Annotated in this window: 28 protein-coding genes; 13 read left to right on the top strand and 15 right to left on the bottom strand. The window is 68.6% G+C overall.

Translation table 11 applies throughout. The features are described from left to right. From B5D37_RS13460 to B5D37_RS13450, 3 genes are all read right to left on the bottom strand, one after another. Positions 1–269: leucine zipper domain-containing protein (locus tag B5D37_RS13460; protein ID WP_143814165.1), on the bottom strand; the 269-nt coding region annotated here is incomplete at its 3' end. 196 nt (positions 270–465) lie between these two features. Next, the gene (locus tag B5D37_RS13455) at positions 466–1,515 is read right to left on the bottom strand and encodes a sigma-54 interaction domain-containing protein (RefSeq protein WP_078759248.1); all 1,050 of its coding nucleotides are present in this window, start codon (positions 1,513–1,515) and stop codon (positions 466–468) included. A gap of 53 nt (positions 1,516–1,568) precedes the next feature. Continuing rightward, positions 1,569–1,787 (bottom strand): RNA-binding S4 domain-containing protein, encoded by a 219-nt coding sequence (locus B5D37_RS13450; RefSeq protein ID WP_078759247.1) that lies wholly within the window; start codon positions 1,785–1,787, stop codon positions 1,569–1,571. Positions 1,788–1,852: 65 nt separating this feature from the next. Here B5D37_RS13450 and dbpA point away from each other — a divergent pair, with 65 nt between their 5' ends. After that, on the top strand, positions 1,853–3,244 hold the full coding sequence (gene dbpA, locus B5D37_RS13445; protein WP_078759246.1) for an ATP-dependent RNA helicase DbpA: 1,392 nt from the start codon (positions 1,853–1,855) through the stop codon (positions 3,242–3,244). 9 nt (positions 3,245–3,253) lie between these two features. Here dbpA and B5D37_RS13440 read toward each other — a convergent pair whose 3' ends face one another. Both B5D37_RS13440 and B5D37_RS13435 read right to left on the bottom strand, forming a co-directional pair. Beyond that, positions 3,254–3,649: a DoxX family protein gene (locus B5D37_RS13440; protein WP_078759245.1), complete on the bottom strand. Its 396-nt coding sequence runs from the start codon at positions 3,647–3,649 to the stop codon at positions 3,254–3,256. Between the two features lie 52 nt (positions 3,650–3,701). Beyond that, the gene (locus tag B5D37_RS13435) at positions 3,702–4,676 is read right to left on the bottom strand and encodes a DMT family transporter (RefSeq protein WP_078759244.1); all 975 of its coding nucleotides are present in this window, start codon (positions 4,674–4,676) and stop codon (positions 3,702–3,704) included. A gap of 181 nt (positions 4,677–4,857) precedes the next feature. Here B5D37_RS13435 and B5D37_RS13430 point away from each other — a divergent pair, with 181 nt between their 5' ends. From B5D37_RS13430 to B5D37_RS13415, 4 genes are all read left to right on the top strand, one after another. Then, positions 4,858–5,649 carry an N-formylglutamate amidohydrolase gene (locus tag B5D37_RS13430; RefSeq protein WP_159447405.1) on the top strand — a complete coding sequence of 264 codons (792 nt, stop codon included), beginning with the start codon at positions 4,858–4,860 and terminating at the stop codon, positions 5,647–5,649. After that, positions 5,646–6,848 carry a tyrosine/phenylalanine carboxypeptidase domain-containing protein gene (locus B5D37_RS13425; RefSeq protein WP_159447404.1) on the top strand — a complete coding sequence of 401 codons (1,203 nt, stop codon included), beginning with the start codon at positions 5,646–5,648 and terminating at the stop codon, positions 6,846–6,848. Before B5D37_RS13430 ends, B5D37_RS13425 begins: the two co-directional genes overlap by 4 nt. After that, a complete protein-coding gene (locus B5D37_RS13420; RefSeq protein WP_200809256.1) occupies positions 6,845–7,906 on the top strand; it encodes an ATP-grasp domain-containing protein in 1,062 nt (353 codons plus the stop codon). The genes B5D37_RS13425 and B5D37_RS13420 overlap by 4 nt, the downstream gene beginning before the upstream one ends. Positions 7,907–8,071: 165 nt before the next feature. After that, entirely contained in the window at positions 8,072–8,953 is an 882-nt protein-coding gene (locus B5D37_RS13415; RefSeq protein WP_143814326.1) for a DMT family transporter, read from the top strand. A 9-nt stretch (positions 8,954–8,962) separates the two neighbouring features. Here B5D37_RS13415 and B5D37_RS13410 read toward each other — a convergent pair whose 3' ends face one another. Further along, positions 8,963–9,805: a DUF72 domain-containing protein gene (locus tag B5D37_RS13410; protein ID WP_425478071.1), complete on the bottom strand. Its 843-nt coding sequence runs from the start codon at positions 9,803–9,805 to the stop codon at positions 8,963–8,965. 35 nt (positions 9,806–9,840) lie between these two features. Continuing rightward, a complete protein-coding gene (locus tag B5D37_RS13405; RefSeq protein ID WP_078759240.1) occupies positions 9,841–10,137 on the bottom strand; it encodes a hypothetical protein in 297 nt (98 codons plus the stop codon). A gap of 122 nt (positions 10,138–10,259) precedes the next feature. Here B5D37_RS13405 and speG point away from each other — a divergent pair, with 122 nt between their 5' ends. After that, positions 10,260–10,847, top strand: a complete 588-nt coding sequence (speG, locus tag B5D37_RS13400; protein ID WP_078759239.1) for a spermidine N1-acetyltransferase — start codon at positions 10,260–10,262, stop codon at positions 10,845–10,847. On the opposite strand, the gene B5D37_RS13395 is transcribed toward speG, so the two are convergent. The 3 genes from B5D37_RS13395 to B5D37_RS13385 form a co-directional block, all read right to left on the bottom strand. Then, a complete protein-coding gene (locus B5D37_RS13395; RefSeq protein WP_425478070.1) occupies positions 10,840–11,853 on the bottom strand; it encodes a peptidylprolyl isomerase in 1,014 nt (337 codons plus the stop codon). The two genes, speG and B5D37_RS13395, sit on opposite strands and share 8 nt — an antisense overlap. Positions 11,854–11,968: 115 nt before the next feature. Then, a complete protein-coding gene (locus B5D37_RS13390) occupies positions 11,969–13,213 on the bottom strand; it encodes a polyhydroxyalkanoate depolymerase (protein WP_078759256.1) in 1,245 nt (414 codons plus the stop codon). Positions 13,214–13,310: 97 nt separating this feature from the next. Continuing rightward, positions 13,311–13,931 (bottom strand): methyltransferase, encoded by a 621-nt coding sequence (locus tag B5D37_RS13385; protein WP_078759238.1) that lies wholly within the window; start codon positions 13,929–13,931, stop codon positions 13,311–13,313. A gap of 96 nt (positions 13,932–14,027) precedes the next feature. Between B5D37_RS13385 and B5D37_RS13380 the strand changes: the two genes are divergently transcribed. Continuing rightward, positions 14,028–14,480 (top strand): CopD family protein, encoded by a 453-nt coding sequence (locus B5D37_RS13380; protein ID WP_078759237.1) that lies wholly within the window; start codon positions 14,028–14,030, stop codon positions 14,478–14,480. Positions 14,481–14,625: 145 nt separating this feature from the next. On the opposite strand, the gene B5D37_RS13375 is transcribed toward B5D37_RS13380, so the two are convergent. The 3 genes from B5D37_RS13375 to bla all read right to left on the bottom strand — a co-directional run bounded on the left by B5D37_RS13375 (position 14,626) and on the right by bla (position 17,732). Beyond that, positions 14,626–16,299 (bottom strand): alkaline phosphatase, encoded by a 1,674-nt coding sequence (locus B5D37_RS13375; protein ID WP_078759236.1) that lies wholly within the window; start codon positions 16,297–16,299, stop codon positions 14,626–14,628. 78 nt (positions 16,300–16,377) lie between these two features. Further along, entirely contained in the window at positions 16,378–16,866 is a 489-nt protein-coding gene (locus tag B5D37_RS13370; protein WP_078759235.1) for an NUDIX hydrolase, read from the bottom strand. After that, complete coding sequence (gene bla, locus B5D37_RS13365; protein ID WP_078759255.1) at positions 16,866–17,732, bottom strand: subclass B3 metallo-beta-lactamase; 867 nt, start codon at positions 17,730–17,732, stop codon at positions 16,866–16,868. The genes B5D37_RS13370 and bla overlap by 1 nt, the downstream gene beginning before the upstream one ends. Before the next feature lie 115 nt (positions 17,733–17,847). On the opposite strand from bla, the gene B5D37_RS13360 reads away from it, so the two are divergent. Next, positions 17,848–18,345 (top strand): acyl-CoA thioesterase, encoded by a 498-nt coding sequence (locus B5D37_RS13360; protein WP_078759234.1) that lies wholly within the window; start codon positions 17,848–17,850, stop codon positions 18,343–18,345. A gap of 18 nt (positions 18,346–18,363) precedes the next feature. Here the strand turns inward: B5D37_RS13360 and B5D37_RS13355 are convergent, their stop codons facing one another. Both B5D37_RS13355 and B5D37_RS13350 read right to left on the bottom strand, forming a co-directional pair. Then, positions 18,364–18,996, bottom strand: coding sequence for a C40 family peptidase (locus B5D37_RS13355; protein ID WP_425478069.1), 633 nt, complete (start codon positions 18,994–18,996; stop codon positions 18,364–18,366). Positions 18,997–19,116: 120 nt separating this feature from the next. Further along, positions 19,117–19,719, bottom strand: a complete 603-nt coding sequence (locus B5D37_RS13350) for a C40 family peptidase (RefSeq protein ID WP_078759253.1) — start codon at positions 19,717–19,719, stop codon at positions 19,117–19,119. A gap of 62 nt (positions 19,720–19,781) precedes the next feature. On the opposite strand from B5D37_RS13350, the gene B5D37_RS13345 reads away from it, so the two are divergent. The 5 genes from B5D37_RS13345 (at position 19,782) to hutG (ending at position 25,157) form a co-directional block, all read left to right on the top strand. After that, entirely contained in the window at positions 19,782–20,261 is a 480-nt protein-coding gene (locus B5D37_RS13345) for an FKBP-type peptidyl-prolyl cis-trans isomerase (RefSeq protein WP_078759233.1), read from the top strand. Between the two features lie 162 nt (positions 20,262–20,423). After that, positions 20,424–21,662 (top strand): DUF418 domain-containing protein, encoded by a 1,239-nt coding sequence (locus B5D37_RS13340; protein WP_143814322.1) that lies wholly within the window; start codon positions 20,424–20,426, stop codon positions 21,660–21,662. Between the two features lie 10 nt (positions 21,663–21,672). Then, entirely contained in the window at positions 21,673–22,929 is a 1,257-nt protein-coding gene (locus B5D37_RS13335) for an NAD(P)/FAD-dependent oxidoreductase (RefSeq protein ID WP_078759231.1), read from the top strand. A 73-nt stretch (positions 22,930–23,002) separates the two neighbouring features. Further along, positions 23,003–24,346: a glutathione-disulfide reductase gene (gene gorA, locus B5D37_RS13330; RefSeq protein ID WP_078759230.1), complete on the top strand. Its 1,344-nt coding sequence runs from the start codon at positions 23,003–23,005 to the stop codon at positions 24,344–24,346. 31 nt (positions 24,347–24,377) lie between these two features. Beyond that, complete coding sequence (hutG, locus tag B5D37_RS13325) at positions 24,378–25,157, top strand: N-formylglutamate deformylase (RefSeq protein ID WP_078759229.1); 780 nt, start codon at positions 24,378–24,380, stop codon at positions 25,155–25,157. The last annotated feature ends 117 nt before the right edge of the window (positions 25,158–25,274 follow it).

Raw genomic sequence — 25,274 nt, 5'->3', positions numbered from 1 at the left:
CGATAAGTCTGCCGGGCGCGACGCTGCTCCAGCACCTGATCCACGATCCGTGGCGCTGTCGCGTGGGGACAGTGCCGCGGTCTCGAGGATCGATCGGTTAACCCGCCCGAACCTTCTTCCTTGAACCGTTTCAGCCACTTGTACGCTGTTCGAACGCTCACGCCGGCGGCGTGTGCGGCTTCTTCCACGCGCAGGCCCTGAATCAAGATGCGGTCCACGAGCAGGGCTCGACCGCGAGGGCTAAGGCGGGCATGTTTATGCAGGTTCATCCGGGGCTCCTGGAGGGGTGGCTGATTCGCACCTCCAGTCTTCCGGGACCACCCCGGATGAACAACCTACTGAGAGATCACAACTAGGCGGGAGCCGCGGGATCACGAAGGCCCCCGGCGGAATTCGCCGGGGCCTGGTGCTGGATCAGGAGCGTGGAGCCGTGCACGCCGCCGGGGTTGCAGGCGATCGAGGCCCTCAGCCGTTCATCGCCCGCGCCGTGTCACCACTCCTGTCCCGGCGATTGTCCGGTCCTGGCGTCGACGCACCCTCCCCGAAACGGTTCAGCTGGTTGTGGATCGTACGGACGCTGACGCCCAAGGCTCGCGCTGCGCGCGTCTTGTCGTGGTTGAAGCGCTCCAGCGTTTTCAGCAGCATCTGGTGCTCCACCTCCGCATAGCTCATGCCCACGCTGAAGGTGACGGTGCCTTCGTCTTCCGCGCATTGGCTGCCGCGCCTCGCCAGCGGGGAATTCTGCAAGGGCACCTCGTCGCCGTCACTCAGGATGAAGGAGCGTCGGATGGCGCTGCGCAGTTCGCGTACGTTGCCCGGCCAGTCGTACCCGGACAGCTCATCTGCCACATTGGAGGCGAACCGCTTCCGCGTGCCGTGTTCAGCGTTCAGCCGCTCGAGGAAGTGCCGCGCCAGCAGGAGCACGTCACCGGCGCGTTCGCGAAGTGGAGGCAGCTCGACCACGAAATCCGCCAGGCGATAGAACAGGTCCTCGCGCAGGACGCCTTCCTCGATCGCGATCACCGGGTCCCGGTTGGTGGCGGCGACGATGCGGGCGTCGAAGCGGATCTCCTCCGTCCCGCCCACGCGCATGATCGTGCCGGTCTCGAGCGCGCGCAGCAGGTACACCTGCAGGGCCGCCGGCATCTCGGTCACCTCGTCGAGGAACAGCGTCCCCCGGTTGGCCTGCTCGAAAAAGCCGATATGGCGGGTGGCCGCACCGGTAAAGCTGCCCCGCTCGTGCCCGAACAGGTGGCTGGCCAGCAGGTCGGGCGCGATGCCCCCGCAATTGACCGCGATGAAGCCGCCGTCGCGTCCACTGTGTTCGTGCAGCCCCCGGGCCACCAGTTCTTTCCCGGTGCCGCTTTCGCCGGTGATGAGCACGGACGCCGCCGTCGGGGCGATCTTGCCGAGATCCTCCTGTACCCCGCGAACGGCCTCGCATTCGCCTATCAATCCGCCGAAAGCCCTGGTCTCCGGATGCCTCTTCCTTGCTTGCGCTGTCTCATGGCTCATGCGGACGATGATGGCGAGGCTGCGGTTAAAGCTCCGTCACCACGCTGGGTGTGCTAGGACACATAGATCTCGACATCCCCGAGGCTCACGCGTTGGCCGCTCCTGATCTTGCAGGTCTTGCGCAATTCGACCGCGCCGTCCACGGTCACCACGCCGCTGGCCACCAGCGCCTTGCCCGCGCCGCCACTGTCGCAAGCGCCCACCAGCTTCAACAGCTGGTTGAGCTCGACGTGGTCGTGGCGGGGATCGAGTTCGAACTGGACGCGTTCCATGGAGCTCCCGGTGGCGGCAGGACCGCGATCATAGGCCGATGCCGGCGAAGCTGCGATCATGGGACATGGCTGACGACGACGCGCTTCCCGGTTTTTCCTCCCTCCCGCTCACGCCGGAGTTGCTGCAGGGCATTTCCGCGCTCGGCTACGCGCAGCCCACGCCTGTCCAGGCACAGTCCATTCCGGCGCTGCTGCAGGGGCGTGACGTGTTGGCGCAGGCGCCGACCGGCAGCGGCAAGACGGCCGCGTTCGGTGTCGGGGTGCTGCACCGCATCGACGTGGGCCGCGTGCAGACCCAGGCGCTGGTGCTGTGCCCGACGCGGGAACTGGCCGACCAGGTGGGGCGACAACTTCGCCGGCTGGCGGTGGGCATCCCGAACCTGAAGCTCTCCGTGCTGTGCGGCGGCATGCCGCTCGGGCCGCAGCTGGCTTCGCTGGAGCACGACCCGCACGTCGTTGTGGGCACGCCGGGGCGGATCCAGGAGCTGCTGCGCAAGAAGGCCCTGCACCTGCGTGGCGTGTCCGTGGCCGTACTCGACGAAGCCGACCGGATGCTGGACATGGGTTTCGAAGAGCCCATCCGCGAGATCATGGGCAAGCTGCCGAAGGGGCACCAGACGCTGCTGTTCTCGGCGACCTACCCGGATGCGATCCGGACCCTGGCCGGCGCGATGCTGAGGGACCCGGTGGAAGTCACCGTTGCAGGCGTCGATGCCGGAGCAGTGGTCGAGGAATTGTTCCACGAGGTGGACGCAGGGAGCAGGACGCCGGCGCTGGCCGCGTTGCTCCTCGAGCACCGGCCGGAGTCCTGCGTGGTGTTCTGCAACATGCGCAGGGACGCGGACGAGGTCGCGGGGTCGCTGACGCACTATGGGTTCACCGCGCTGGCGCTCCACGGCGACATGGAGCAGCGGGACCGCGACGAGGTGCTGGTGCGCTTCGCCAACCGCAGTTGCAACGTGCTGGTGGCGAGCGACGTGGCCGCGCGCGGCCTGGACGTCGCCGACCTTGCGGCGGTGGTGAACTACGAGCTGCCGACCGATCCCGATGTCTACGTGCACCGGATCGGCCGCACCGGGCGGGCCGGCAAGGGCGGCCTTGCGCTCAGCCTGTGCACGCCGCGCGAGAAGGGCAGGGTCGAAGCGATCACCGGGCGCACCGGCGTGGCCCCCACATGGCGGCGTGTCACGCCGCTGGCGGGCAAGGCCAGTGGCGTGCCGCAGGCGCCGATGGTGACCTTGCGCATCGACGCCGGGCGCACCGACAAACTCCGTCCGGGCGACATCGTGGGTGCATTGACCGGCGACGCCGGGCTGCCGGTGGCGGTGGTCGGGAAGATCGACGTCTTCCCGACGCGTTCCTACGTGGCCATCGCGCGTGACAAGGCAGGGGTCGCGCTGGCCCGGTTGCGCGAAGGCAAGATCAAGGGCCGGCGTTTCCGCATCAACCGGTTGTGAGGGTGGGGCTCAGCGTCCGTTGACGCTGAAACGCCCCGGCCCCAGCAGCGCCAGCGCCACCGCGGTGGCCAGGAACATGCCCTGCAGCTCGAGCGCCCAGCCGCCCTGGCCATTGAGGCTGCCGAGCTGCCCCATGTGCACCAGCGCGATCGCGACCACCATGTTGATCGCAACGAGCAAAGCGCCGATGCGTGCATGGAAGCCCGCGAGCACCAACAGCGGCCCGACGATCTCGCCCAGCAGGACGGCATAGCCGAACGCGCCGGGCAGGCCATGCGCCTCGACCATGCCGACGATGCCGGACAGGCCGCCGTTGAGCTTGGCGATGCCGTGCAGCAGCACCAGGGCGCCGAGGGCAAAGCGGAGCAGGAGCTTGGCGATGTCTTGCTGGAGGGCCGGGTTCATCGTGGTATCCGATCGGGGCAGCGGGAAGCATAGCCGCGGGGATCGCGTCCGGTCACGTCTCCCTCTCCGCGCCGTCCCCGCCGCCGATGGCCGCCTTGGATTCGGCGGTCGCCAGTACCTCCGGGTGCGCCATCACACCGCGCTTGCCCAGCAGGGGGTGCACGAACACGGCAGCGAGGATCACCGCGACGCCGATGTAGAAGCGCCCACTCAACTCGTGCTGTTCGCCCAGCAGCAGGATGGCCAGCACGATGGCGTAGACCGGCTCCAGGTTGACTGCCAGCTGCGCGGCGAAGGCGCTCATGTGGCGCAGCGCGACCAGCGAAAGCGCGAACGGCAGCAGCGTGCAGCCCAGCGACAACACCAGCAACAGCACGATGTCGCGGGTGGAAGGCATCACCAGCAGTTCCCCGGCGAATGCGGGGAAGACCCACGGCATCATGGGCGCCAGGAGCGTCAGCGCCAGGGTGCCGGCCCCCAGCTCCAGCGCGGTGACCGTCAACGGGTCGCCTTCCGTGACCAGCCGCTTGTTGAGCGAGCCGAACATCGCCACGAACAGCGCCGAGAGTGCGCCCACCGCGATTCCGATGCGCATCTCCGGCGGCACTCCGCCCGCGACCAGCGCGACCCCGGGCAGCACCGCGATGCCCAGCGCCAGGTCCCGCCGCGAAAAACGGGACTTGGCCAGCCATGGCTCCACCAGCGCGGTGAACACGGTGGCCAGTGCGATGCAGGTGGCGGCGACCGAGGCGTTTGCCAGCTTGATCGCGCCGTAGAAGGTCAGCCAGTGCAGCGCCACCAGCACGCCGATGCCGGCGTAGGACCACAACAGCCGCGCCGGCATCGCCCGCAGGGAACGCCAGACCCGCGGCAGCAGCGCCAGCGCCACCACCACGATCAACATGCGCGTCCACACCAGCGGCAACGCGGGCAGGGTGATGAGCTTGCCGAGGATGGCGGTGAAGCCCCACAGCAGGACGCAGAAGTGGATCTGCAGGTACGCCCTGCCGACGGGAGTCTTGGTCATCCGCACAGTGTGCGGAAACCCGCCGATGCTGACGAGTCCTTTGCTGGCGAAAGGAGGATGCAGCCGCCATTCAGCTCGCTCACGGGTGCCTCATGCCGCGTTTGGGAGCATTTCGGCCATGCTCAATTCAAGTCGATCCCAAACCCCGCCCCCGCAATTCTTCCAGTCCGAGGAACGACTGGTGCTGACGGATTCCTGCGATGACTGGGATGTCATCGTCGGTGATGGCCCGGTGGTCGCGACGGCGATCCACGATGGCCACGCGATGCGGCCGTCGCTGGTGCCCCACCTCCACATCAGCGAGCAGGAGCGGCGCCGCGACGAAGACCCGTTGACCGGGCTGATGACCGAGGTCGGCGATGTGCGGGTGCGCGTGCGCAGCTCGCGGTTCCAGGTCGACCTCAACCGGCCACGCGACAAGGCCCTGTCGACCGACCCGGCCGACACCTGGGGCATCCGCTTCTGGAAGGGCCCGCTGCCCCGGGAGGAGCTGGAGCAGTCCCTGGCGGCACATGACCGCTTCTACGCCATGTTCGAAGAACTGGTCGAGCGGGTGATCGAGCGCCACGGCCATGTGTTCCTGCTGGACATCCACAGCTACAACCACCGCCGCGACGGTGCGCACGCGGAACCCGCGGCGCTGGAGGGCAATCCCGACATCGACCTGGGCGCGACCACCCTGGACAGGGCGCGTTGGGGTGCGGTGGCCGACCGGTTCGCCGAAGCGCTGGCCGAGGTGCCGGCGGGCGGCCGCCAGCTGGATGTGCGCGAGAACATCCGCTACCCCGGCGGCGGCCACTTCCCCGAGTGGGCGTACTCCCGGTGGGGCGAGCGCATGTGCGCCATCTCCGTCGAGTACAAGAAGATCTACATGGACGAATGGACCGCGCAGGCCGACATCGGCGTGGTCGAAGACCTGCGTGCCGGGCTCCGCCATGCGGTGGCCGAGGTGCGGGGGATGCTTGCCCGATGAGCCTGGTGGCCGCACCGGAACCCCGCTTGAAGCCGCTGCCACCGGTCGCGGCCCGGATCGACGCCGAGCTGGTCAAGATCGATTGCGAACTCGACTGGCTGCTGGCGCTCTCACCGATCAAGAACGACGAGCTCTGGGCCGGATTCGAGGCCAGCGGCCACACCAGCATTCCCGAGCTGGAGTACATCGACCTGGAGGTCGACCTGCACGCCGAGCGCGAGCGGCTGCTGGCCCTGCCGATGGAAGACATCGAATCGCCGTTGCTTTCGGGGCTGCTATCCGAGAAGCAGCGCGAGCTGGAACGGCAGCTTGAACTCGTGCGCATGCGCGGCACAGACGGCTTCATCAATGCCAGCCTGGACCTGTTCGGCGGCGTCGAGCCGGGCCTGCTCAACCTGGCCAACGGCATCATGCGCGACGTCCAGCCCAGCGCGCCGCTCAAGGCCGAGGCCGGCATCGACGAAGTGATGGCCGCGGTCGAGGAGGAGATGGCGTGGTACCGCGAACAGTCGCCGGACTTCCACGCGGACGTGGTGGTCGACACCGACCTGAACTCGCTGATGATGGTGTCGCACGGCACGTTCTATGTGGATGGCGACATACGGCTGCCGCGCGCGCGCGTGCAGCCCCTGATCCAGCATGAGATCGGCACCCACGTGGTCACCCGCCACAACGGTGCCCGGCAGCCACTCAAGCAGCTTGAGGTCGGACTGGCCCATTACGACCCGCTGCAGGAAGGGCTGGGCGTGCTGTCCGAGTACCTGTCGGGTTACCTGCCGGGTGAGCGGCTGCGGGTCCTGGCTGCCCGGGTGGTGGCCACCGACATGGCGCTGCATGGCGAGGGCGTGCCGGCGATCTTCGACCTGCTGCATCGCACCCACGAGATGCCCAGCGACGATGCTTTCGACGTGGCGGTGCGGGCCCTGCGCGGCGGCGGCCTCACCAAGGATGCCGTCTACCTGCGCGGGCTCCGTGACCTGGTGGAGTACCTCCATGCGGACGGCGAATTCGAGCCGTTGTTCCTGGGCAAGTTCGCGCTGACCCACCGGGTGGTGCTCGACCAGCTGATCGAAGAGGGCTGGGCCGCCGGCCCAGAGCTGCTTCCCCGCTATTTCACCGACCCCCGGGCGCAGGCCCGCCTCGCCCACTGCAGGACCACGCCGGTCGACCGGCTATTCCACAAGGACCCTGACGCATGACCTCCCGACCCATCAAGCTTGGTTTCGTGATCAATGACATCGAGACCGAAAAGGAAAACTTCACCACCATCCGCCTCGCCCGCGCCGCGGTCCGGCGGGGCCACGAGGTCGCCTTGATCGGGCTGGGCAACTTCATCTACGACGCCAACGGCACGGTCCGGGCCTGGGCCCACGTGCCGCGGCTGGAGGAGTACGCCGACGATGCGGCCATGCTGGCGGACCTGCAGGGCGCGGACGCGGAGACCCGGCGCATTTCGGTGGAGGACCTGGACGTGCTGATGTTGCGCAGCGACCCGGCCGACGAGCTCGCCGAGCGGCCGTGGGCACCCAACAGCGGCCTGTTGTTCGCCCAGCTCGCCGCCCTGCGGCACGTGATCGTGCTCAACGATCCGACCCACCTGACCGACGCCTCCAACAAGACCTACTTCCAGCATTTCCCCGAAGAGGTCCGGCCGGTCACCTGCATCACTCTGGATGCGGACGAGATCAAGGCATTCATCAGTGCCCATGACGGGTACGGAGTCATCAAGCCGCTGCAGGGTTCGGGCGGACAGAGCGTGTTCGTGGTCACGCCCGACAGCGGCGGCAACCTCAACCAGATGATCGATGCCGTCACCCGCGATGGCTACGCGATCGTGCAGGAGTACCTGCCCAAGGCGGTCGACGGCGACCTGCGGCTGCTGACGCTCAATGGCCGGCCGCTGTGCGTCGACGGGAAATATGCCTGCATCCGCCGCTACAACGACAGTGGCGACGCGCGCAGCAACATCAGCGCGGGCGGCAAGACCAAGTACATCGAGCCCGACGAGGATGCGCTGCGGCTGGCCGAGATCGTTGGCCCGAAGCTCATGCGCGACGGCATGTACTTCGCCGGCCTGGACATCGTCGGCGACAAGATGATGGAGATCAACGTCGACACCCCCGGCGGCATCAACGACATCGAGGACCTGACCGGGATCGACTTCAGCGGCTTCATCATCCGCGACCTGGAGCGGAAGGTGCGCCTGCGCGACCACTACAACCGGACGCTGTCGAATACCGAGCTGGCGATGATGTAGGTGCGCACTGGCAGTCCGGGGCGGCCGCTTTTACGGCCGCCAGGGCCGCCGGTGGGACACAGCGGCCATGGATCAGCACTTGTCGCGGGCGTGCATCGGCGGACAATGACGGGTTCCCCCGACCGAGCCCGACCCATGCGCCCCGCCGAGGCCCTTGCCGCCGACATGCCCGCCGCCGAAGCCGCTCCCCGTGCCGCCTGGCTGACTCCGCTGGAACTGGTGCTCCTGGCGGCTGTCTGGGGAATCTCCTTCATGTTCCAGCGCGTCGCGGCGCCCGAATTCGGCACCGCGCCGCTGTCGGAGCTGCGGTTGGCGTTCGGCGCCATCGTGCTGCTGCCGTTCCTGTGGCGGCAGCGCCGCGCTTTCCCGCCCGGCATATGGCCCAAGGTCGTGATGGTCGGGGCGATCAATTCGGCGGTGCCATTCGCGTTGTTCGCCTGGGCGGCGCAGAACGCGCCGGCCGGCATCAGTGCGATCACCAACGCGATGGCGGTCCTGTTCACCGCGCTGGTGGGCTTCATGTTCTTCGGCGAGCGCATCGGGATCCGCAGGGCAGGCGCGCTGCTGGTGGGCTTCGCGGGCGTGGTGGTGCTGGCCAGCGGCAAGACGGCCGGTGCCAGCCTGGGCTGGGCGGTGGCGGCCGGGTGCGCCGCGGCATTCCTCTATGGAGTGGGCGTGCACTTGTTGCGACGGTATTTCGCCGGTTTGCCGCAGGCGGCGCTGGCGGCCGCGACCCTGGGTACTTCCGCGTTGCTGATGCTGCCCTTCGCGATCGTGCAGTGGCCAACGACGCCAGTATCGATGGAGGCATGGCTTTCGGCCGGACTGTTGGGCGTGGTCTGTACCGGACTGGCCTACGCGATCTATTACCGGCTGGTACAGCGCATCGGCGCGAGCCGAGCGGTCACGGTGACCTACCTGGTGCCGTTGTTCGCGGTGGGCTGGGCGTGGTGGCTGCTGGATGAGCCGCTGACGCTCTCGATGGGCGTGGCCGGCCTGTTGATCCTGGGCAGCGTGGCGATCAGCCAGAACGCGGCGAAGAAGTAGCCGAAGGCTTCAGCCGCGAAGGCGATCCATCAGCGCGATGGCAGCGGCGGGATTGCGTTCCTTGGCCGCGCTGATGAAGTAGACGAATACGTCGCGCGGTTTGCCGGTGGCCGCGCCGTCGGGTGGTGCCAGGCGGGGCAGGTCCTCCGGCTCGTCGCCGGCAGCCCAGAGACGGGCCCGGCGTGCCCATTCGGCCAGTTCCGCGGCCGGGTAGCCGGTGGCGACGTCACTGCGTGACCGCATCAGCCGCGCATAGACGAAGTCGGTGGTCAGGTCGGCGAAAGAAGGATGCTCGCTCGAGTCGGTGTATACGGTCGCCATGGCGTGGCGCCTGGCGAGTTCGATGTACCTGGCGTCGGTGAATGCCGGGTCGCGTACATCGAGCACGTGGCGCAGCCGGCGGCCTTCGAACTTGCGCGGCAGCAGCTCCAGGAAGGCCTCGAACTCGCCGCGCTCGATTCGCTGGCCCTGGTCGAACTGCCATACGATCGGCCCCAGGCGATCGCCCAACGCCACGAGGCCGCCGAGGAAGTCCTCCACCTGGCGCCAGGTGCCGGAGAGCACGCGCGACTGCATGATGCGCCGCGGCGCCTTGGCGGAGAAGATGAAGCCGGCCGGGGTCTCGGCCGCCCAGCGCTCATACGTGGCCGGTTTCTGGGTGCCGTAGTAGGTCCCGTTGATTTCGATGGCGCCGAGTTGCCGGCTGGCGTACTCCAGCTCGCGACGCTGCACGAGGCCTTGCGGATAGAAGCTCCCCCGCCAGGGTGCGAAGGTCCAGCCGCCGACACCGACGCGGACTCCATCGATCGCGCCGCCGGAGGCATCGGGGGCCGGCGCGGGCACGTCGAACAGGTCGGGGGCATTCATGGCGAAGTGGCGCCGTCGCCCTATTCGTATTCCCGGCTCTCGAATTCCACCATCACGTCGAGGTCGAAAGCCAATGCCTCCACCGCTTCGCGCACCTTGGTGGCGGTGTTGTCATTGCCGGCTTCCACTTCCAGCAGGTGCATGCCCGGGCCCTCGTCGTCCGGCAGCCCGGCGGAGGAAGAGTCGGGGTCATCCATGTGGGGCATCAGGTCGGAGATCTCCTCCACGTGTTCCACGCCCTGCAGGCTGGTCAGCAGGTTGCCGATGGCTCGCGCGGCGTCTTCGCTACCGGTAATACGGATACGCATCTGGGGCATGTCGCTGCCTCTTCTTGTCGGGTTTCCAGGGTGGATGCAGGCTAGGCGGCCAGCGGCAAACGCGGCGTGATGGATGGCCGGCCATCGCGCTGGATCGACCCCGCCTCCGGTAGGCTTGCGCCATGCCTACCGACCCAGCAACCATCGCCCAGCCAGCCGCCAGCCTGCCCGTCGTGACCCTGCGCCCACTGGAGCGCAGCGACCTGCACTTCGTGCACGTGCTCAACAACAACCGCAGCATGATGGGCTACTGGTTCGAAGAGCCCTACGAGTCTTTCGTCGAGCTCGAAGAGCTCTACAGCAAGCACATCCACGACCAGTCGGAGCGGCGCTTCATCGTCGAGCACGAATCCGCGGAGACGCAGGCCCACGAGCGCGTCGGACTGGTCGAGCTGGTGGAGATCGACCACCTGCACCGGCGCGCGGAATTCCTGATCATGATCTCGCCGGAACACCAGCACCGCGGCTACGCAAAGGCAGCGACGCGGCGGGCGATCAACTACGCCTTCAAGGTGCTCAACCTCTACAAGCTCTACCTGCTGGTGGACGTGGACAACGCCGCGGCGATCCAGGTGTACGAGGGCGCCGGGTTCCGCAAGGAGGGCGTGCTGGTCGACGAGTTCTTCAGCGACGGCCGCTACCGCAGCGTCATCCGCATGTGCATCTTCCAGCACGAGGCACTGGACGCGATCCAGGCGCCGATCAGCTAGCCGGCCCGTCCGAAGGCGTCCGCACCGGAAGCGGCACGTTGCACAGGTCGATGTGCCCGGCCGGCCGCTTGTACCAGCCATCACGACGGTTGCGGCGCGCTTCGACCACGGCCTCGAAGGTGGGGCTGTCGGTACGCAGCAGCTCCAGGGCGATGCGTTTGTCCTCCGGGACCTCGCTGGCCAGGCGGATCGAACGGATCGGGGTGCGTGCGGAGGCGTCTTCGTACATGCCCATCGGCTCGGGCCCCCGCGGGATCACCGACAGCAGCTCCATGTCCCGGACCACGCGCCCGACCAGGGTGATGTTGCGGTCGAGCTGACGCGGCGATTGACCGGTCACCACGTACAGCTCTGCGCCGTTGCTGGAGTCGGCCGCCATGTCGCGCCCGGCACCCAGCGCTCCGTAGCAGTGCGCCATCCAGGCAAGGCCCGCGTCCGGGTCACGCGCCGCCGGGAATCCCTCGACGAAGCCCACCTCCGGCGCCCAGCCGTCGTGGTCGGGCAGGGTGGTGAATTCCAGGCCACGGGCGGGTCGCTCGAATTCGGCCGGCAAGTGCGGCTCGGCGGAACCCAGTGTCTTGCGATCCGCTTCCTCTTCGGTGGGATCGCCGAACTGGACCACGAAGTTGTCCTGGGACCGGTAGATGCTCAGGCCATCCCAGAACCCTTCCTTCGCCAGCGCGCGGACGTTGGCCACGTGGGCAGGCGCGAACCGCGGCGCCAGCTCGATGATCACCGTGCCCGCGTCGAGGTCCATGTAGAGCGTCTGTCCCGGATCAGGAGTCCGCCAATGCGCTGCCGGGGAGGCGTCGAGGATCTCCTGCATGGACGGGGCGGGGGCGGCCTCCTCGGCGGGTGGCTCCTGCGCAATGGCGCTGGAAGCGAGCAGGGCGAGCAACGCGAAGGTGGGCAGGCACGGGTTGGGCACGGGGGTGGCTCCGGAGGGTCGACGCCCGATTCTGTCCGAAGGCGCACGCCGCGGCCACCGTGGCCGGACTGCGGCCAGAATCTCCTGTAGGAGCGGCTTCAGCCGCGATCGTGGAGCCGGTCGCTCACCGTCGCATCAATCGCGGCTGAAGCCGCTCCTACAAAAGCGTGCGGGCCCGGTCCTGCAGCCGGCGTCAGTCGGCGTAGCGGGCGATGAAGTCGCGGACCTGGGGGTAGACCTTCTCACGCCAGCGGCGGCCGCTGAAGATGCCGTAGTGGCCGGCGCCGTCGACGGTGATGTGCTGGCGGCTCGCGGCGTCGACGCCGGTGCACAGCGCGTGCGCGGCACGGGTCTGGCCCTGGCCGGAGATGTCGTCGAACTCGCCTTCGATCGTCAGCAGCGCGGTGCCGCTGATCGCCGACGGGTCCACGCGCTCACCCTTGACGTCCCACAGGCCGCGCGGGAGCAGGTGCTCCTTGAACACTACCCGCACGGTGTCGAGGTAGTACTCGGCGGCCATGTCCAGCACGGCGTTGTACTCGTCATAGAAGCGGCGGTGAGAGGCCGCGTCCTCCATGTCGCCCTGCACCAGGTGCTGGTAGAAGTCCCAGTGTGACTGCGCGTGGCGCTCCGGGTTCATCGCCACGAAACCGCCGTGCTGCAGGAAGCCGGGATAGACGCGGCGGCCGTGGCCGGGATAGTTGGCCGGCACCGGGTGCACCAGGTTGGCCTCGAACCACCACATGGGGCGGTCGACGGCGAGGTCGTTGACCTGGGTGGGGCTTTCGCGGGTGTCGATCGGGCCCCCCATCATCACCAGGGATCGGGGCGTCTTCTCGCCACGCGCCGCCATCAGCGACACCGCGGCGAGCACCGGCACGGTCGGCTGGCAGACGCTGATCACGTGCAGGTCCTCGGCGCCGATCTCGCGGATGAAGTCCTCGACATAGCCGACATAGTCGTCGAGCGAGAACGGACCGGCGGATGTCGGCACCATGCGTGCGTCGACCCAATCGGTGATGTAGACCTTGTGGTCGCGCAGCAGCGTCTTGACGGTGTCGCGCAGCAGGGTGCTGTGGTGGCCGGAGAGCGGGGCAACCACCAGCACCGGTGGCTGGCCCTTCATCCCGTGCAGGTTGCCGGCGTCATCGGTGTAGCGCTTGAAGCGCAGCAGCCGGCAGAACGGCTTGACCATCACCTCGCGCTCGATCACCGGATAGACGCTGCCATCCACCTCCAGCGAATGGATGTCGAATTCGGGTTTCTCGTAATCCTTGCCGACCCGGTAGAACAACTCATAGCCGGCGGCGATACGGTTGGCGCCCGGCACGCTCGAAAGCCAGCTGCCGTTGGCGCTGAACATCCTGGCGCCGGCTTCGGCCCAGTAGGTCATCGGTGCCATCCATGCGCGGCCGAGTTCGTGCATCTGGTAGAGCATCATTCGGACCGTCCCCTGATACGGAAATGCTGCGCTGCAGCGTAGCCCATCGCGGTGGCCGGAACGTGAACCGGGTTCCGGATACGGCAAGCGACCGTCACGCGGCGGGCTCCGGGGGAAGCTCCAGCGCCGCTGCACCGTCACTCAAAGCAGGTGACAGCCACAGGTGGGAACCCAGGGCCGTGAGTCCAGCGCGAGCGAAGCGCTCTCGGTAGAAGGAGGCGGGCCTGGAGACGAACCCCTCGGTGTCGCCGTCGACGCCGTCGGCCCGGGTGAAGGTTTCAAGGAAGGCCACGCCGGCGCACAGTTCGCCCAGCGCCGGCAGCCCACGGTCCAGCTCACGGGTCGGCAGGTAATGCAGCACGTCGCTGCAGACCAGCAGGTCCACGGGTGGGCACGGGCGCAGGTGCTGGAAATCGGAAAAGCGGGCGAAATGGAGGTTGCGACGGCCGCCGAACCGGCCCACCGCGTACTCGCTGTTGTCGAAACCCAGGTATTGCACTGTCGGGCGCAGCTTCAGCAGCGGGGCGCGCCACGCACCCTCGCCGCAGCCGATGTCGAGCACCGTGTGCAGCGGACGTTCGAGGTGGTACTCCGCGGTGGCCACCGCCATGGCCACCTTGCGCGCCAGCCGCGCGGCGCCGCCAATGGGTGCGCCCGCCGTGCCCGGCTTCCGGTACCAGTGATCGAAGTAGGCCTTGTCGTACTGCTTGCTCATGGGATCCCCGGGTGGGCGCGGCCGCGCCGGCAGCGTGCGATGCTAGCGCGTCCCTCGATGACCCCGCCCCTTCCAGCCAACGGAGCCGCCGCCCGCATGACCGCCTATCTCTGGACCAAGACCTTCCACCTGGTGTTCGTCATCGCCTGGATGGCGGCGGTCTTCTACCTGCCGAGGATCCTGGTGAACCTGGCCGAAGCCGGGGACCAGCCGGCCGTGCGCGAGCGGCTGCTGCTGATGGGCAAGCGCCTGTACGGCTTCGGCCACGTGATGATGGGGCTGGCGGTGGTGCTGGGACTGGTGCTGTGGCTGGGCTACCGGGTGATTCCGGAATTCCCGACCATGGTCGCCGCCGGCACCGGCTGGCTGCATGCCAAGCTGCTGCTGGTGGCGCTGACGCTGGCCTTCTACATCGTCTGCGGACGCTGGTTGAAGGGCGTGGCGGCGGGGCGGGCCCTGCCATCGCCGCGTGGTCTGCGCTGGTTCAACGAACTGCCGCTGCTCGCCCTGGTGCTGATCATCTGGCTGGTGCTGGCCAAGCCGTTCTGAGGCGGGGGGCGCCAGCGCACCCGGGCAAGGGGACTTCTTGCGGGTTGTAGGAGCGGCTTCAGCCGCGATCCGCCACTCGGGCGCCCGCGCCGACTTCACGATCGCGGCTGAAGCCGCTCCTACAGGACCAGCGATCCGACGCTTGTCAGGGCGCGGGCATCTCCACCGGCACGCCGTCGGCGTTGCAGCCGCCACGCTTGCATACCGCTTCGCGCAGGCGGGGGGTGGACTGCAGCATGAAGTGGAACAGGACGTTCTGCTCGACGCTGCCGCGCACGGCGTTGCTGCCGGGGCCGATCGCCCAGATGCCGACGTCGTCGCCACCGTGTGATTCGCTGCCGGTGGGCACCAGCGCTTCCTGCATGTAGTCCGGGCCGGTGGTGTCGATCCGGGTCAGGTCGGGGCGGCCGGTCATCGCACGAGTGTCGCGCGGCTTGTGAGGGAAGGTCTTCGGGCCTTCGGGCTGCGAGGCGCTGGCACCGGTGTAGCCGGGGCCGTTGCTGTAGCTCAACGTCGTGTAGGGCAGGCCGAGCGCGTCGGTCGCCAGCTCAAATTCGCCCTGTTCGTTCTCCTCGCGCACCTTGCCCAGGATCGGATTGCCGCGCGCCGGATAGCCCACGAAGCTGAGGGTGTGGGCGTGGTCGGCGGTCACCAGGACCAGCGTGTCATCGGCCGAGGTCATCTCCGTCGCCACCCGCACCGCCTCGGACAGGGCGATGGTGTCGGTCAGCGCCCGATAGGCATTGCCGTCGTGGTGGGCGTGGTCGATACGCCCGGCCTCGATCAGCAGCACGAAGCCCTCCGGGTCCGACTGCAGGCGGGCGATGGCGGCGCGGGTCATCTCCGCCAGGCTCGGCTCACCTGCGCCGTCCCCGGCCCGGTCGTGCTCGTATTGCATGTGGCCGGGCTCGAACAGGCCGAGCAGGGGCGCATCGACTGGGGCGGCCGAGAGCTGCTCCGCGTTCCAGACATAAGCGCCGGTCGGGTGCCGCTGCCGCCAATCGGCGATCAGGTCGCGCCCATCGCCGCGCTGGCCGGTGCGGTCCGGATACTCGGGGTCGGCCTGGTCGGCTGGCATGAACTGGGTGCGGCCGCCGCCCATGAGGACACGCGGCCCGTCGCCATGCACGGCCTCGATCATCTGGCGGGCGATGTCGGTGCAACCCGCCGCGCGGGCGTCCTCCGGCATCCAGGCATCGTTCTCCCAGTTCCGGCTGGGCGAGTGTGCCAACGTGGCCGCAGGGGTGGCATGGGTGAGGCGGGCGGTGGTCACCACGCCGGTGGCAAGGCCTTCGGCGGCGGCCAGTTCCCACAGGGTCGGAAGGGAAGCCTCGGCGGCTCCGTCGCACTGGCCGAAGCGCACCGCCTGGCCGACGCTGATCATGCCGGCGCGCGTCTTCGCTCCCGTCGCCATTGCCGACATGGTGCCGGCGGAGTCGGGCGTCTGCTGGTCGGTGTTGTAGGTCTTGCTCAGCGCGGTGGCCGGGAAGTGCTCCCAGGACAGGCGGTTTTCTTCCCCGGGGCCGCCCTTGTTCTGGCCGTCCAGGATCCGCGCCGCCGCCACCGTCGCCAGGCTCATGCCGTCGCCGACGAACAGGATCACGTTGCGTGCCTTGCCGTCCATTGCGCCGCGTTCGGCCGCCTGGGCGGCGCCGTCGCGGAACCACCATGCCGCGGTTTCTCCTGCCGGATGCGCGATCTCCGGCACCTCGACGTGCGCGGTCGCCACCGGCCCTTCCGGGGGCGGTGCGGTGGTCGCGCAGGCGGCGGCCAGCAAGGTGGGAACGAGGACGAAGCAGGCCTTGCGGAGTCGGGACATCGAGCGGCTCGGGGGATATCGGGGAAGGGACGGATTATGCCCGGCGACTGTTTCACCGGCGGGACAGCACGTCACAGGTCAGGCGCGCGAGTAGCGCCACGACACCATGCGGCCGTCGCGATAGGGCATGACGCCATGGAAGGCACGCGGGTCTTCGTCGAACACCAGCGGCAGGAAGTTGCGGTCGCCTTCCCACATGGGCAATGACGGCAGCCGTTCAAGCGGCACCCATTCGAGCGTGCCCTCGGGATTGCTGGTGAACGGCGTCCCGCTGAATCGCGTGACCAGGAAGATGAAGCCCAGCCAATCCTCGCCATCGCGGCCGAAGCCCGGCCAGCTGATGGTGCCGCGCAGGCTGAGCTCCGGGCACTCGATCCCCGCCTCCTCGGTGATCTCGCGGCGCGTCCCGGCAACCACGTCCTCGTCGGCTTCAAGCTTGCCGCCGAGGCCGTTGTACTTGCCCAGGTGCTGGTCGTCGGCGCGGGCGTTGCGGTGCACCAGCAGCACCTGGCTGCGGTCCGGCGAGAGCACGTAGCCCAGCGTGGCGACGATCGGGGTGTAGGGCATCAGTCGTTGCCCGCGCGCTGTTCCGCCAGAGCCGCGTCAAGCGCGCGCTCGGCCCTGTCGGCGTAGTCGCTGCAGCTCATGGGTCGCGGTTGCCGATCTTCGGTGGCGGCGGGTGTCCAGCCGACACCGTCGGGGTGCGGCGCGATCAGCAGGTCGCACGGCAGCGCGCGGACTGCCGCGAAACCGCGGCGATAGGCGGCGACGATGCCGGGGAACCGGGGGTTGTCGACCAGCCGGTAATCCGGGGCGCTGAGGCTGTCGACATAGGCGATGCGGACCGGTTTCCCGTCGCGCTGGTCGGTCCAGGTCCAACTGGTCGAGCCCGGGGTGTGCGCCGGCGTGAGGTGGGTGGTGAAGGTGACCCTGCCCAACTCCACCTTCTCGCCGTCCTGCACCAGCCGGTCCACCTGCACCGGGGGGTAGAGGATCGCATCGCCGTAATGGATGTCGTCGCTGCCGCCGCGGGCGAGCAGCACGGCGGTCTCGGCGTTCGCCACCACCTTCGCACCGGTGGCGCGCTTGACCGCCGCCAGCGGGCCGGCGTGGTCGCCGTGGGCGTGGCTGGGGAGGATCAGGCGGACGTCGGAGGGGGCCACGCCGACGCGACGCATGTGGGCCAGCAGCATGTCCGCGGCCTGCGGCATGCCGCCGTCGACGAGCACGGCGCCATCTGGCGTGGTCACCAACAGGGCGCTCAGCCCCTCGGTTCCGATGTACCAGGTGTTGTCGGCGATGCGGAATGGCGCCACCGGCGTGCGCCAGCTCTCGCGCGTCTCGTAGGCCTTCAACTGGGGCAGCACGGCTTCGGCGGACATCGCGACAGGCGCGGCCAGGCAACAGGTGAGCGCGAACAGGCGCGCCGGCATCATCGGGTTCATCGGCTCGGGATTGGCGGGCGGGGGCACAGTCTCCACGGTCGCGCCTTCAATCCGCAACCACGCTCGCCACGCCATACTGCCGCCCTCGACACGGGAGATGCCCATGGCTTCAAGTGGACGCCAGCGCGAGCTGACGATGCGATTCCTCGCCGAACCCACCGACGTCAACTACGGCGGCAAGGTCCACGGCGGCGTGGTCATGAAATGGATCGACCAGGCGGGCTATGCCGCGGCCGTCGGCTGGAGCGGAACCTACAGCGTGACCGTGGCCGTCGGCGGGATCCGCTTCGTCGCCCCCGTCCATACCAGCGACCTGGTGACGGTGCGGACCAAGCTGGTGCACACCGGTACCACCAGCATGCATTTCGCGGTGGATGTCAGCGCCCGCGACCCCATGGGAGGCGAGCCGCGCCTGTGCACGCACTGCGTGATCGTGTTCGTCGCGATGGACGGGATCGAGGGCAAGCCGACGCCGGTCCCCAGCTGGGAACCGGCCACCGAGGAGGACGCCAACCTCGCCGAGTACGCGATGCAGGTGATGGCCCTCAGCAAGGGCATCGAGCAGACGGTGGAGCGCTATCGGGTGGCGGGCGGCCTGTAGCCGCCACGCGGCGACGGATCAGATGCCGGCGACGCGGCGGGCCTGCATGTACTTGCCGCTCCAGTAGCCGCTTTCCAGGCTGGACACCATCACGTCCTTGCCCTTGCTCGGCGCATGCACGAAGCGGCCTTCGCCGACGTAGATGCCGACATGGTCGACCCGGCCGCGACGGCCAAAGAACACCAGGTCGCCCTCGGCGAGCTCGGACTTGTCGGCGATCAGTTCGCCGGCGTTGGCCTGGTCCCGCGATACACGCGGCAGCTCCACGCCCAGGGCGTTCTTGAACACGTAGCTGACCAGGCCGCTGCAGTCGAAGCCGTCCGGCGTGGTGCCGCCCCAGCGGTACGGGGTGCCGAGCAGGGTCAGCGCGCGCTGCAGGACGGTCCTGACCTTGGCGTCGACCGGCTTGTAGTCTTCGGCCACGGCGGCCGTCTTGCCGGACACCAGCAGGCCGTTGACGTCGTTGGCGAACATCATGGCGCGGTCCGGCAGGCTCATCGCACCCTGCATGGCGGACACTTCGGGTGCCGCGGCTTGCTGTGCGAGTGCCGGGGCGGTGATGAAGCAAAGGAGGCAGGCAAGGCCAAGGCGGAATCGGGGGCGGATCGGGCCGTGGCCCGTCGTGCTCTTCTGGTTCTTCAAGGTCTTCACGCGCTCATCACTGGAAATCACGCGGCGATGATGACCTTGAACAGGCGCCAGTAGGTTCAATTCTCGTTAAATTGGCGTTAAAAACGCAACGACAGCGTCCCAGTTCTGGAACGAGTCAGGTCAGAGCACGCGCTTGGCGCCGCTGTAGTGGTCGCGCCAGTAGTGCCCATCGAGGTGGTCCAGTCGGACCGTGCCGCCGGAACTGGGCGCGTGCACGAAGCGGCCTTCGCCAACGTAAATGCCGACATGGGTGACCCGACCGCCGCTACCGAAGAACACCAGGTCCGCGGGTGAAAGCTGGCGCGGCTCGATCCGGGGCCCCTGGAAACGCGAAAGCTCGGTGGAGGTCCGGGGCAGCTTCAGGTCCAGCATGTCGCGGTAGACGTAGTTGACCAGGCCACTGCAGTCGAACCCGGACTGCGGCGTGTTGCCACCGTAGAGGTAGGGCGTACCCACCAGGCTGATCGCCCTCATCAGCACCGCATTGGCGGCAGCGGGATCGCCCGGAGGCAGGGTCGCCCAGCCGCGCGGCGACGCAGGTGCATCACCTCGCACCGAAGACCCTCCGCCACAGGCTGCCAGCGCACACGCAAGCGCGAGGAGCAGCGACGCCCGTGCCGCCCGATGCCGAACTGGCGCGGGGGCGGTGTTGCCGGGATAATGCGCGGCCGTGGTCGTCACGGCCGCAAGCTTCGCCGCTCCCGCCGCCGACGGCAACCCCAATCCGGCCACATCGCGGCGATTCACGCGCAGCGCGCCCGCCAGGCCCCCCAACGAGTTCCCCAATGAAAATCGAAAAAGACCGCGTCGTGCTCTTCCACTATTCCGTCGCCGAACAGGGCGGCGAACCGCTCGAGAGCTCGGAAGGGAGGGGGCCGCTGGCGATCCTGATCGGCCACGGCAACATCATTCCGGGCTTGGAGAAGGCGATGGAAGGCCGCGAGGCCGGTGAGAAGTTCACTGCCGACGTGGCCGCCGCCGAAGCGTACGGCGAGATCCAGCCCAACCTCACCCAGCGGGTCCCGAAGAAGTACTTCAAGGACGTGCGCCTGGTGCCGGGCATGCAGGCCGTGCTGCCGACCAATTTCGGCCCGCGCGCGGTGACGGTGCAGAAGGTCGGCATGAGCGTGGTCGACGTGGATCTCAACCATCCGATGGCGGGCAAGGACCTGAGCTTCGAGATCGAGATCGTCGAGGTGCGCGAGGCCAGCGCCGAGGAAGTCGAGCACGGCCACGTGCACGGCGAGGGCGGCCACCAGCACTGACGCCGGGACATCGGCGCCAGACCCGACGAACGGCCCGCGAGAGCGGGCCGTTCGTTTTTTGTAGTCGCGATCCGCCTGCGGGCGGCATGACTTGTGGCGGCTGTGGCCGCCCGCGGCCGCCGCGATGATGTCGCCGGGGACAACGCAGGCCAGGAGGCCGGAATGACCAGTACCACCCTTTCTCCCGTATCCGGGAACGAGCGGCTCGACAACCTCGACGTGCTGCGCGGGCTCGCGCTGCTCGGCATCGCGCTGATGAACGTCGAGTACTTCACCGCGCCGCTGGTGGACATGTCGTCCGGCATCGACGCCGGGCAGGGCGGCGTGCACTGGCTGGCGGATGCGTTCGTGCACGTTTTCGTCAGCGGCAAGTTCTGGACCCTGTTCTCGATGCTGTTCGGCATGGGCTTCGCGGTGATGCTCCAGCGCGCACAGGCGGCCGGCCGACCTTTCGTTCCGGTCTATCTGAGGCGCACCGCGGGGTTGCTGGCGTTCGGCTTGATGCACGCATGGCTGATCTGGGCGGGCGACATCCTCGTCTCCTACGCACTGGGGGCGATCGTATTGCTGCTGTTGTTCCGCAACACGCCGGTCAGCCGGCTGTGGAAGTGGGGCGCGGGCATCTGGGCCGTCCTGCTCGGGATGATGTTGCTGGGCGTGGCACTCATGGGCCTGGCGGCCACCATGGACCCGGAAGCCGCGGGGCCGGCTCAGCTGGCCGGGGGCGAGGCGATGCGTGCCGCCGAGATCGCCGCCTACACCGGTGGCAGCTACGCAGAGGCGGTCGCGGTGCGCATACGCTTCTTCACCATGATGCTGGGCAACAACCTGTTCCTGGTGCCACTGGTGGTCGGGATGTTCCTGGTCGGTGCATGGCTGGTGCGCAGCGGCGCCATGGCCGCGGTGGACGCACACCGCGCCCTGTTCGTCCGGATGGCCTGGATCGCAGGTCTGGGCGGGGCGCTCCTGACCGCGCTGTCGCTGATGGTCGAGGTGGACCCGGCACCCGGGACCGATGCCACGGCCGCCGACATGCTGGCGCTGAGCCTGCACATGCTCGGGTCGCCGTTGATGTCGTTGGCCTACCTGTCGATCGTGGTGCTGGCCCTGCAACGCGGCGTGCGGTGGCTGCGCCTGGTGGCGCCGGCCGGCCGCATGGCCCTGACCAACTACCTGCTGCAATCGGTGGTCGGGACGCTGGTGTTCTATGGCTACGGCCTGGGCATGTGGGGCGAGGTGGCACGCGGCTGGCAGGTGCTCGGAGTCGTGCTGTTCTTCATCGTGCAGGTACTGCTGAGTCGCTGGTGGCTCGCCCGCTTCAGCCAGGGACCACTGGAGTGGTTGTGGCGCGGCTTCACCTACCTGCGGTTCGAGCGGCCGGGACGCACTGCCGCCGCTTAGACTGGGCGCCATGGGAAAAAGCGAAGACGTGGTGGTGGTCGGCGCCGGCGTGGTGGGGCTGGCGTGCGCGCTGGCCCTGCTGGAAAGCGGGCGCAGTGTCAGGGTGATCGATGCCGGCAGGGTCGGGGGCGGCAGCTCCCACGGCAATTGCGGCACGATCACGCCCAGCCACGCGCCTCCGCTCGCCGCTCCCGGCATGGTCGCCCATGCACTGCGCATGATGTTGACGCCCGATGCCCCGCTGTACGTGCGGCCGCGGCTGGATCCGGTGCTGTGGCAATGGATGTGGCGCTTCGCCAGGCGCTGCAACCGGCGTGACTGGGAAGCCAGCGCCCGCGCCAAGTTCACGTTGCTCGACGACTCGCGGCGCCGCCTCGCCGGCTGGATCGGGCAATACGCACTGGACTGCGAGTTCAGCGAGAGCGGTGAGGACTATGTGTTCCGCGACCCGCGCGTGTTCGAACGCGAGCAGCACGACCTGCACCTGCTGCGCGAGCTGGGCATCGACGTGGAAGTGCTGGACGGTGCGGCGTACGAAGCCACCGAGCCGGCCCTGAAGCCGGGCGTTGCGGGGGCCATCCGGTTCTCTGGCGATGCGGCGCTGCGCCCTGACCGCTACGTGGCCGAACTGGCGCGGGCGGTGGTCGAGCGCGGTGGCACGGTGGTCGAGCACGATGCCCTGCAATCTTTGCGGCCTGCCGACGACGGTATCGAGCTCGACAGCGGAACCGGCCGGCAGCGCGCGCGGGACGTGGTGATCGCGTCGGGGGCGTGGTCGCCGCGGCTGGCAAACGTCATCGGCCTGCCGTGGCTGCGGCGTGCGATGCAGCCGGGCAAGGGCTACTCCACCACCTGGTCGGCGCCGCCGCTGGTACCGAAGCGGCCGCTGGTGCTGCGTGAGCGATCCGTCTGCGTCACCGCCTGGGGCAGCGCGTTCCGCTTGGGCAGCACGATGGAATTCTCCGGCTTCGATGAAACCCTGAACCAGCGACGGCTGGGTGCGCTGGAGCGGGGGGCGGCCGAGTACCTGCACCACCCGGTGGGCACGGAACTGCGCGAGCGCTGGTTCGGATGGCGTCCGATGAGCTGCGACGACATCCCGATCATCGGCCGTGCTCCCGGACATTCACATCTGTGGCTGGCAACGGGCCACGGCATGATGGGGGTGGGCATGAGCGCGGGTACCGGGCAACTGCTTGCCGACCTCCTCTCCGAACGCACGCCTTCAGTGGACCCGGCACCCTTCAGTCCTTCGCGCTTCGCTTGACGGTCCCGGCGCGGGCACGGCGCGCCGACACCGTTTGCGCCACCATGGCCGGGCATTCCCAGCGGAGCGATCCATGCAGCAAGACTTCGACCTGATCGTCATCGGCGGCGGATCCGGCGGGCTGGCCGGAGCTTTCCGCGCCGCCTCCCACGGCGCTCGCGTGGCACTGCTGGAACCAGCAGCGCTCGGCGGCACCTGCGTCAATGCCGGGTGCGTGCCCAAGAAGGCCATGTGGCTCGCCGCCGAGGTGGCGCGCAAGCTGGCGGGCGCCGGCACGCTGGGCTTCAGTCCGCACGATGGCGCCCTGGACTGGGAGACCTTCATCGCCCATCGCCAGCGCTACATCGGCAACATCCACCAGAGCTACCGCAGTCGGCTGGACAAGGCCGGCATCGCCGTCCTGCCGATGCGGGGCCATTTCGTCGGCGCCAATGCCATCGAGTGCGAGGACGGCGTGCGGCTGTCGGCGCGCAACCTGCTGATCGCCACTGGTGGCCACCCGGTGCGACCCCCGATCCCGGGTGCGGAGCTGGGCGGCACGTCGGACGATTTCTTCCACTGGACGGCTGCCCCGGCCCGCGTGGCGCTGGTCGGTGGCGGCTACATCGGCACCGAACTGGCCGGCCTGCTTCAGGCGCTGGGCAGCCAGGTCCACCTGTTCGTGCGCGGCGAGCGCCTGCTCAATCCCTTCGATGCAGAGCTGGCCGACCAGCTGGCCGAGGACTACCGACAAGCGGGCGTACACCTGCACTTCGGGTGTGACGTGACGACGGTCGAGCAGGCGGGTGACGGGCTGAGGGTGCATGGCGAGGGCGCCCCGGAGGAGCCGTTCGACCGCGTGCTGTTCGCGACCGGACGCACCCCCAATACCGCATCGCTGGCATTGGACACTGCCGGTGTCGCCATGGACCGGCGTGGCCACGTCATCGTCGACCGGCGCCATTCCACCAATGTCGACGGCATCCATGCCGTCGGCGACGTCACCGCCGACCTGCCGCTGACGCCGGTCGCCATCGCCGCCGCCCGCCGGCTGATGGACCGGCTCTACGGCGGCAGGGACGCGCCGCTGGATCCGGACAACATTCCCAGCGTGGTGTTCAGCCACCCGCCGCTGGGCATGGTGGGGCTGACCGAGGAGCGCGCGCGGGCGCTGCATGGCGACGACGTGCATGTGAGCCGGGCGAGCTTCCGCCCGATGCTGCATGCGTTGGCGGACTCGCCGCAGCGCAGCCTGTTCAAGCTGGTCTGCGTTGGCAGCGAGCGGCGGGTGGTCGGCATCCACCTGCTCGGCGAGGCCGCCGACGAGATCCTGCAGGGGTTCGCGGTGGCGCTGAAGCTGGGCGTGACGCTGGACCAGCTGCACGACACGGTGGCCATCCACCCGACCAGCGCGGAAGAGCTCGTGCTGATGGGGTGAGCCGAGCGGCCGGGTGCGCGACAATGGGCGCATGGATATCTGCACCCTCCACCGCGGCGACGCGCCGCTGCTGGTCAGCCTGCCGCACGACGGCAGCCACATCCCCGCCGGCATTGCGGCGCGAATGGTCGAGCGGGCGCGGCTCGCACCCGACACCGACTGGCACGTGTCGAAGCTCTATGGCTTCGCCCGCGGCCTGGGCGCATCGATGCTGGTCCCGACGCATTCGCGCTACGTGGTCGACCTCAACCGGCCACCGGACGACACCTCGCTGTACCCGGGCCAGAACACCACCGGCCTGTGCCCGGCGGTGCAGTTCAGCGGGGAGCCGGTGTACCTGGAAGGGCAGGCGCCGGCCGAGGGCGAGGTTGCGCAGCGGGTCGAGCGCTACTGGCGTCCGTACCACGAAGCGCTGCACACGGAGCTCGAACGCCTGCTGCAACGCCACGGCCGGGTAGTGCTGTGGGAAGGCCACTCGATACGGGGCAGCGGCCTGCCTTTCCTGTTCGAGGGCCGGCTGCCGGACCTCAACCTCGGCACCGCCGCCGGTCTCAGCTGCAGCGCCACGTTGCAGCAGCGCCTGGAGGGCGTACTGGCCGGGCAGAAGGCTTACGACTGGGTGGCCAACGGCCGCTTCAAGGGCGGACACATCACCCGCCACTATGGCGAACCGGAGCGTGGGATCGAGGCGGTGCAACTGGAGACCAGCCAGCGCTGCTACATGGACGAGGAGACGTTCGAGTACGACGAAGCACGTGCCGCCCGCCTCCAGCCCGTGCTCGAGCAACTGCTCCGCGCGACGTTGGAATGAACCTGCCCCTGTAGGAGCGGCTTCAGCCGCGATCGGATGTTTCGTCGTCTGATGTTTCCCGATCGCGGCTGAAGCCGCTCCTACAAACGATAAGGAGTCCAGTTGAATGAGGACCCT

The sequence above is a fragment of the Lysobacter spongiicola DSM 21749 genome (assembly GCF_900167055.1).
In the GTDB taxonomy this organism is placed as follows: Bacteria; Pseudomonadota; Gammaproteobacteria; order Xanthomonadales; family Xanthomonadaceae; genus Novilysobacter; species Novilysobacter spongiicola.
The sequence above is the reverse complement of the archived record's forward strand: the minus strand, read 5'-3'. Positions and strand labels throughout refer to the sequence as shown.